Here is a 9,095-nt window from a genome sequence, read left to right on the forward strand (position 1 = left end):
TGAAGCTATTGAGAAATGAATGAATCGTTCCAATAAAAACATTCTTCGCATCTACATCTCTGGACAGCTCATCGGCAGCTCGGTTTGTATATGTTATACATAAAATATTATCTCTCGGATTCTCGAGGATACACTTCTTTACCATTGCTTTTATTTGTGTCGTTTTCCCACTCCCAGCAGGGGCATTAACAAGAAAACAGTTTTTCAAGCTGTCAGCCACAATAATGCCTCCTTTATATACGCAGGCAGCATAGAATCTACCAGATTATTGAGAATGACTGAATACATAAAATCTGTCTTTCTATTTGATGTGTGTAAAACGATCGTACGAATACTACATTCATCTCCCTCTCGAGGAATAACAAACTTCAATTTGTCTTTATTTCGTTTCTCTATCCATTCTTTTTTGAGTTTGACATCTAAAGCTGTAACACCATAATGTCGCGCAAGCATTGCTTCTTCAAGTGTTCGAGAATAGTAGTCTCTTTTTCCTTGAAAGGCAAGACAAATACACCCCACTACAATAAGAGGAGACTTTTCCTTCCAGTCATACAACACTTGTACCGTTGGCGCTGGATTATCTAGAATGATCTCTGAAAACTTATTAATTGTTGTATTCGTAGTTCCAGAAATCAAAACGTCTGCGATATTAGACGAATCTTTATCATAATCCAAATCAGTTATTAGGACCGATTTAATACCCAAAAATTCAATAATAGGCTTGTAATTATATGCATATGCTCCTCCGACTTGAACAAAAGAAACATATTGACTTCTCAACAGTTCGAATTCTTTTGAGCGCAATATGTACTTTATTAACATCCTCTCAGTATCCCCTTCATACATAATAATTTTATCCGCAAAGATAATGTCGGGAAAATTGATGGTATAAAACCAATCATAAAAATCCAACAATTCCTTATTTGACGCAATTGAGTTTTGGAACTCACGCAAATCATATGTGTTGCATTTGAAAGGGCTAACTTGTCGTAACACTCGGAGTTGAGAAATTGAAGCAGTTCGAACAACCTCATGCGAGTGCGTAGTTAATACGCCCTGAATACCTTTTTCACGATTATAATAGTTAATTAGATATTGTGAAAAGACATTCTGCATCTGAGGATGCATATGTGCTTCTGGTTCTTCAATTACAAAGAAGTTCACAATTAGCGGATCAATTGTTTTCCTGAATTTCTCTAATTGAAGATGAATATAGATAAGATTACTATATCCTAGACCTTGTGAAGATTCGCTTAAATAATGATCATCCGCTTGATACTTAGCACATGTAATGCTTTTTAGTAAAGAGTGGACTGCTTCCTCAGTCACATTCATATCAATGACTATGTTTCCCGCATGACCACCATTAGTTATAGAAATTGCCTCCATTGTTTCACTCAGAGTATCAAGTGAAGCGATCCGTACTTTTTCCTGAATCTTTGCGTCTTGAATAGGTTGAATAATCTGATCTGGAAGGTTTTTAATCAAATCCTTCCAGTCATCTTCCTGACTGGCAATATCAATCATGTTTTTGCTCAAAATTTTTGTTCTATCAGAACTTTCGTCATCTAAATTTCGCCCAGCCATAATATTATGATAATTAAATAGGCTTTTGAACGACGACATGTCCATAGCCACTATGTTCTTATATGCCTTATCGGAAAAATTTGCTGTTTCCTCACATGAGTTGGCATATAGCAGAACGAGCATTTCTTTAATAATGCGAATAGCATCAATCTCCTTATTTTCATCGCGCGTTAGTTTAATAAACCGTGTTAAAAACTTCTCGTATTCATTATCTAAGGTTTTTCTGAAGAGTTCAACATTCAATGCATAACGATAGATAAAATAAAAACTCGTATTGTTTGGCTCAAATTCCATGATATAATCAGCAAAATGCCGAATATCATCTTCATTTCCATTATAATCCACCTGAATTTTCACTTCGATTGGGGGCATCAACGCTACCTCTTCTGATTTCGTAACAGACAAGACTTCTTTGCAGATATCTGTTATTACATCTTCTTTTGGTTTCCCCGTTGTAAAAGCAGAATAGACAATAGGATATATGCTATTACTCCATTTTTGACATTCAATAATTGAAAAATCATCACAACATAATTTACTTCTAGTGTTATTGAATATAGAATTAAAAAGTTCGACAAGTGAAGTTTTCCCACTGTTATTCGCACCAGCGATAACAGTGATATTATCTTCCATATTTAATTTAACATTATCAAATTTTCGATAATTGGATATATGAATGGTTTTAATTTTCAATTACTATCCCTCCTTGAACAAAATCGAGAATAAATTAACTTTTGTTAATTAAATTGTACTTGATTTTTAACAAACTGTCGATAAGAATATCAAGATGCAATACTTTTATCTGTTTTGAAGTTTGGTTAATGCATTATATAATCTCACTATTACTCAATTTCTATTTTGTAAGTTCCATCTATACGTATTTTATATTTCACTCCACCTTTTATAAATATATCCAAGTATCTTCAATTTTTACAAATGTTTTTTCATAGCCATCAACAGGATTTCCTAATCCCATCTTAAAATTCCCACAACCAACCCAACCATCTTCCACTTTATAATCAAAATGACTTTCATTTAAACCCATCCCGGATAATCATCAATCATATTTAATATTGACGCGGACCTATTTCCAACTTATTGATTTTGAGTATATACTGGTAATTTCTTTTCCATTCGGTATTCTCCTCTGTTGATGGTCAAGTAAATCGACCACTTCTGTATTTTTACTTGCAACTTCCTGCAAAAAAACGTTAAGAGTAGGCAAATACACCCTAATCGATAATGATACTAGCAGTACTTGATATATTGCCATTTGTTCATAAAATGATATCGGTATTTCCTAAAATAAGCTGATTCTCTAAAAATTTGATTAACTGATCGATGTTTCCGTTTTTAAAATTTTCATTTCTTTCCGTTTTATTCTCCGAAAGATTCTTAATAATATCAATTTCTTTTATTACTTCATATATCGGTTTTTCAAAAACTATTGTAGGTAATATATCTCCTTTTTTGTGAATAAAATATTTTATTGGATGTTCATTAGCTAATCTAGCTAATCCTTTATCTTTAGTAACTAAATAGTGCATACATATTGCACCGTCATCAATATCATTTGCCATTCCAATTTCAGTACAAAACCTCAAGTGAAATAAATCCCATGACATACCTTGTATTGTTTCAACAATATTATTCGCATTAGTTTGTATTTTTTTAAAAAACTCTTTAATTCGGTCATCATTTCTGTTTTTTAAAAACCAATAGCAAAAAACTATTTCTCGCTCTAAAAAAATCCCCAAGTCCTTGTTTACGAATTCTAAAAGTTCTGTTATCTTTTTTTTAATTCCATTCTTGTTATGAAATGAAATTATTGTAGTTTTTAATATTAAAGCATAAATTGATTTCTGTAACAAAAGAATTCTATCAAATTCATTTTCTCCATTGGAAATTCCTTTCATAAAATCAATCGACTTCTTGGTATCTTGAAAGTCCTGCTCTTCATGTTGATAATCTACTGAAAATGAATGCAAATCGGAATGCTTGAATTTATTATATATGAGCAGTGTTCGAATTGCACATTCTTCTACATAACTATCGCTTATTTTTCCCGCATTTTCTAACATATATGGAAAGCAAGTTACATCATTACAAAATAAATTCAAATCTGTCATAATAGGGTTTGATTTTGAATTTTTTCTATTATCGTGGATTTCAATTAACATATTCATCATATTCACATCTAAATCAAAGCAATTTTTGTATTCAAAATCCGCACATGAATTACGCATCATTTCTTTACAAACCACATTATTTATTAAACAAAAACTACTTTTGAAAATGGATACTACTTTCACTACTTCCAACTTCATTGTTTGCGCTAACGGCGGTTCCTTATTAATTGATTGTGTCATCGGGTCATCAAATATAAGTATCGTATAATCCCATAATTGTTCAATATTATCATGATAAATTAACATAATCTCTGCAAAATTATTTGCAGAGATTATGTTATTTATTAAGTCATTTTCAGTAAATTGATTCATCACTTTTCTCCCTTTGATTATATTCCCGGCAATAATCATTAACTGTCAAAAGATTGTTAGTTTCATCACCGTCCCGTACCGGTCTGAGAAGACAATTGGCGTTATAATGCACACGCTTGTCAAGACACGAAATTAGAATTTTTTTAGATAAAATTCCATTCGCATTTTGAATAATCAGCTAATGCCATATTGTCATAAAATATAGCTGCCGGTGTTTTATAATCGAATCGTTGGTGACCTCATTCATGGTTATATTTAGTAGATTTATTCCTTTGTCATGGCTCTCACTTCAGTGACGGTTTCCGGGTACAATAAATACAGACGTCCCACATATAAGATCGGAAAAACAGTTCAATGCTAATATTGTCAGTTGTACTGCCTTTGACGTGTCAAAAATGTCCGTTTTCCTTTATTTTGAACGCCACTTTCTATTAACATAGTAACAAACCCCGTTCAACAGGTCAAAAACACTTTTAATCATTAAATCCGATGCAACATAAAGAAGTCAAGTCCTACCGAAGTATTAGGGTCCCGATCCATATCCTTTTTTTCGCAAAAATCCAATATCTCCGTTTTATTGAAAAAATCCAATATCTTCTTCGCTTTGTCAGCATCATAATATCCTTCACACTCTTCTGATTCACTTGATTGCTCAGGCTTGGAAGGCTTGGAAGGCTTGGAAGGCTTGGAAGGCTTAGGCTTAGAAATAATTTTTTCTATTAAATCAGGATTTCCAAATATCTGATCCATAAGAAATTTGCGAAATGATAAATCTATCCCCCAAAAATATTGTTCATTTCCGAAGGAAAAATAACACCCTTCCCACTTCCTATCCAATATATTTATAGTTTCTATTTTTCCGTTATTATATTCATAGAAAAAGTCATAATAGTAATCATATAGACACTGCATTAGCCCAAAATATTTTTTTTCGTTAATTTCATTTCCATCAACAGGAGGATCAATAATTCTCCCATGAAAGTTATCTTTAAAATTAAAAATACACGCGCTTCGTGTGGAAAAATTAGATCTAACCTTTGAATTTGTAATGTCGACAATATTAGAAACTTGGTTAATAGCCTTTTGAATTATCTTATCAGTCGTAGTATTACGTGAAGAACCTTTCGATTCTAAGAGATGTATGGCGCCATTTTTATCATATCCTACTAAATCAGGCTCACTGCCACTATTTTCGTTAGAATCAATAATTTTCTTTTTTTTACCTCCAACATTAAATGTACACCCCATAGTTTTCATCGTTTTAAAATGCGTAACCCAAGGAATTTTTAAATACTCTTCTGCCACTGCTTTTGTTAATCCTTGACCTAATTGATAGGATACACATACCTTTTCAGACTGATCCAGATCAAAATAATCATCTTTTAATACTAGTTTTCCGTTTTCTTCTTTAACATTTGCACATACCATAAAAAATAATTGTAAGTGCTTATACCACGATGCTCCAATAAAATTACGCCGATTATTATACCCTACTTGCATAATATGTCGACACAATTCTAATCTATTAATATCCATCGTTTTGATTCCATTTAAAGTATTATATTTACCATTGAAATCTTCAAATTTCAAGTCCATTATGTTTCTCTCCTATGTAATATTATTTTAGTCATTTGCGAAATGCCAAAACCCATTGCTATCAGTTTGTTTTTACGCGAATCTATATAAATTTCCTCTCCTCCTGTAATTGGTGTAATATAAGTGGAGTGATATCATAAAAGTGCAGTCCCAAATTGCAATGAAATGAGGTAAAAGAAAAAAGGTCTGATTATTTATAAAAAAACATATAGCGCAAAAGAACGCTTGTTAGCATTAAAACTAGCGGATGAAATCAAAAACCGAGCTGCATCAGAACGGTTAGGTATTAAGTTGGACACATTGTATTCCTGGATTAGCAAAGCCAAAAATGGTAAGACCTGATTTGCTGCAGTACGTAGGAATGTTCCAATGGCAACTCGAAAAAGAATTACTGGTAGCCTACGAGGAAATTGAGATTTTCCAGGATGCACTTTTTTTTTGTAAAGCGACGAAAGAAATAGCAAAACACTTGCGAATGACCTACCTCCCAAACCACCGGAACTGGAATGTCATCATAAACGTACAGTTTAAAAAGTGTCAAAAACGTGCAGCGTTCTAATAACCCTTTGATTATGACACTTGTTACAACACTTCTATATATCCAGAAATTGCATTAGTAACATTCAAAACCAAAGAGAATCAAAACGGCCGTTTTTGACTCTTTTTATTCTAATACTTCAGATTAACACAAAAGGGGCTTCACATCATCTTTTACGGAAGCGTCCATAAACATTTCACTGTGAAATTTATCATCAAGGATTATCGGACATATGAACGAGTACATCTCTAAAGAATATTGTAATTATTTTCCGATTTTTCATCAAAAACTAAAGCACCTTTCAAATATTTTATAATTCACTTTATTATAACAATAACATGTCCATACATGATCTCAATATGCTTATCCAATTCATTAAAGTTTAATATTGAACTATATTTCGACCTTCGAAAAGAATTTTTGGAATTATTACCTTTTCACAATCAGGATGATTCGTTAACAATAATCTAATCGCTCTTACAGCTGAGTAAACACTCTGCATTAATTCTTTTTGATCTTCCCATATTGTTTCATCGTACAGATTATCATATAGCTGATGTGCTGGTTTTTGCCTGATTTTCCTAAGCATTTTCAATGGTCTAATAATGGTCTCTTCTATTTTTTCAGCCGATACATTTTTAGAAAACCATTCACTCATCAACACTAGTGTTCCCTTATTAAAACCTTCCTCAGTTTTTCTTTCAACTGATACTATAAGATTTGCATCTCTAGTAAATGCTTCTGGTTCTAAATTATTAATAACTAATTTCTCTAAAGTGTTTATAAAATTATAATAATTATCTCGCGTTGGCAATAGAATAATATGATAATTAATTGGCCTATCTTCTTTATCCATAGTATTATACTCAAATTCTTCTTTATAGATTTTTGGAATATTAATACACTCACACATTTTGTTAATATAATGAATTTCCATTAGCAGAGCATCGAAGATTGAAATATCTTCTACCCATTCACCATATATAAGATTTTTTATAAAACCATTGTTTGGATAATAATCCTCGGAATTTTCAAGTAAATGTGAATACCAATGTCCTTGTGCTTTTTTTGATAATTTTGCCAAATCAGATGCAAATGCTACGATAGATCTTTTCTCTGGATTATCCTTCTCATAAGCATGGCCAAAATTTTTTATATATTCGCTGTCTTCAGGTTTATTATTAAACTCATCCTTTACTGATATACTACCTCGATAATCAGAATAAGATATATAATATTTTGGATTACTAAAATAGCGTTCTAGAACGCAAACATTAAAATAAACCGTTTTTAAATAATCTCCATTCGCAATTGATTTAAATATATTATCCATAACTCAATATCTCCAAATTGAATATTTCTGACTGAATAAATAGCCTGTCCAAACATACCGTAAATATTGCAGTATATTATTTTTAAGTTATGCTTCACATCAGTATTGTATTCATTGTAAGATTAATGCGCGTTTCTGTCAACTTATGAATTTAATCATGAAACTAATGCTCTTTGCCCTCAACAAACCATCTCGGTTTTTCATAGTAAACATAAACATCTTTATTCTTAATTCGACAGAGATACCGGGTCCCCTGTCCGCCAATCTTCAAAGACGATCTAGGCCGGATATCAAATATAAAGTCAACGTCAAACTCCCGGCCATATCCCCATAAAATTTTCATTGGAATGATCTTTCCATCTTTTTCAAATTTTGCAATCACCGGTACAAACTTCTTCACGGCCATAAACATATCTCCTTCTAAAAATATGAAATAGGATAGATGACATGATCTTTTTTAGCATCCAAGCAGCCCATCGGATCATCAATCGTTATAGCACTGCGGAGGGACAAATTGCCAAATCGTTTCCTCAGTCCGTCAATGGTATCATCCAGTCTTGCCTGTCGCACCCGTAATTCTTCATTACCAAACAAATCCAGCTGTATGGGTGTTGAATCCGGTACCAGATCCGTAACCCTCACGCCCATGGAGCGGATGTTCGAACTGAAATCATAGCTTTTCACAAACAGATCAATGGCAGCTCTGGCAATTTCATTGGTGAGATCCGATGGTTTCTGGAGCTTCATTTGCCTGGTGAAGCTGTGCAGCTCTTTATTTCGAACGTGAATGGCCACTGTCTGGCAATAGCATCCGGTTTCTCTTAACCGCATGGCCACGCTTTCGGTGAGCATATAAATGAAGATATTTACGTCATTAGCGAACGTACTGATTATCCAAAAGGTCTTAAAAAAGTAGGATAAAAGTGAGACAAAAATAGGGGCAAAATAGCCAGAAATAGCCAGAATTTTTCGATTTTTCACAGTCGGTCATACTTTTAAGTGGAAAGATAAAACAAAAATAAAAAAAGAATCGCTAATTAAAGCCATTCTTTTAACAAAATATTATATCCTTACTGGAGCTAGCGGGGGGAATCGAACCGCCGACCTACTGATTACGAATCAGCAGTAAAATGGCATATTAAAGCCATTTATTTGCCTTTTGCTACATTTTTAAGACACATCTTATCTCTTTTTTTCAATTGCTAACACATAGGGGTCGTCATCCTTTATGTCAGACACTTGTTGCCAAAGGAAATATGCAAATTAATTTAAAATCACTATATCTTCATTGTCACTTTATTTGATGGAGGCGGTCCGTACCGGTTTAAGATGACAATTTGTATTAAATATTATCGACATTATTAATCTGAATTAATCATTCATCTATATGGCGTTCCTTGCGGGATCCGAACTCCCGACTTTCCGGTTCGTGAGTGGATTGGGAAGTCTCTGTCGTCAGTCGTATCCTCTTAATTCATTTGACTATAAAACGCATTAACCACTTATCTTGATGATCTGGCCTATTTTCATCACACAATCA

9 protein-coding genes are annotated in these 9,095 nt (G+C 33.0%); 1 reads left to right on the forward strand and 8 read right to left on the reverse strand.

The window, feature by feature from the left end; translation table 11 throughout:
- The 5 genes from AKG39_RS18960 to AKG39_RS18975 all read right to left on the reverse strand — a co-directional run.
- The coding region (locus tag AKG39_RS18960) for a UvrD-helicase domain-containing protein (RefSeq protein ID WP_083439678.1) at positions 1-220 on the reverse strand (220 nt) is incomplete at its 3' end.
- Positions 205-2,280 (reverse strand): ATP-dependent nuclease, encoded by a 2,076-nt coding sequence (locus tag AKG39_RS18965; protein ID WP_050741978.1) that lies wholly within the window; start codon positions 2,278-2,280, stop codon positions 205-207. The genes AKG39_RS18965 and AKG39_RS18960, both read right to left, overlap by 16 nt.
- A gap of 208 nt (positions 2,281-2,488) precedes the next feature.
- A complete protein-coding gene (locus AKG39_RS20200) occupies positions 2,489-2,632 on the reverse strand; it encodes a hypothetical protein (RefSeq protein WP_160316230.1) in 144 nt (47 codons plus the stop codon).
- Positions 2,633-2,864: 232 nt separating this feature from the next.
- A complete protein-coding gene (locus tag AKG39_RS18970) occupies positions 2,865-4,127 on the reverse strand; it encodes a hypothetical protein (RefSeq protein ID WP_126981249.1) in 1,263 nt (420 codons plus the stop codon).
- Positions 4,128-4,568: 441 nt separating this feature from the next.
- A complete protein-coding gene (locus AKG39_RS18975; RefSeq protein ID WP_050741980.1) occupies positions 4,569-5,684 on the reverse strand; it encodes a hypothetical protein in 1,116 nt (371 codons plus the stop codon).
- 192 nt (positions 5,685-5,876) lie between these two features.
- On the opposite strand from AKG39_RS18975, the gene AKG39_RS20960 reads away from it, so the two are divergent.
- A complete protein-coding gene (locus tag AKG39_RS20960; RefSeq protein WP_420797518.1) occupies positions 5,877-6,026 on the forward strand; it encodes a helix-turn-helix domain-containing protein in 150 nt (49 codons plus the stop codon).
- A 578-nt stretch (positions 6,027-6,604) separates the two neighbouring features.
- Here the strand turns inward: AKG39_RS20960 and AKG39_RS18985 are convergent.
- The 3 genes from AKG39_RS18985 to AKG39_RS18995 form a co-directional block, all read right to left on the reverse strand.
- Positions 6,605-7,555, reverse strand: coding sequence for a hypothetical protein (locus AKG39_RS18985; RefSeq protein WP_050741982.1), 951 nt, complete (start codon positions 7,553-7,555; stop codon positions 6,605-6,607).
- Positions 7,556-7,718: 163 nt separating this feature from the next.
- On the reverse strand, positions 7,719-7,961 hold the full coding sequence (locus AKG39_RS18990) for a hypothetical protein (RefSeq protein ID WP_050741983.1): 243 nt from the start codon (positions 7,959-7,961) through the stop codon (positions 7,719-7,721).
- Positions 7,962-7,975: 14 nt separating this feature from the next.
- The gene (locus AKG39_RS18995) at positions 7,976-8,536 is read right to left on the reverse strand and encodes a DinB/UmuC family translesion DNA polymerase (protein WP_050741984.1); all 561 of its coding nucleotides are present in this window, start codon (positions 8,534-8,536) and stop codon (positions 7,976-7,978) included.
- Positions 8,537-9,095: the final 559 nt, after the last annotated feature.

The organism is Acetobacterium bakii, from assembly GCF_001263355.1.
Lineage (GTDB): Bacteria > Bacillota > Clostridia > Eubacteriales > Eubacteriaceae > Acetobacterium > Acetobacterium bakii.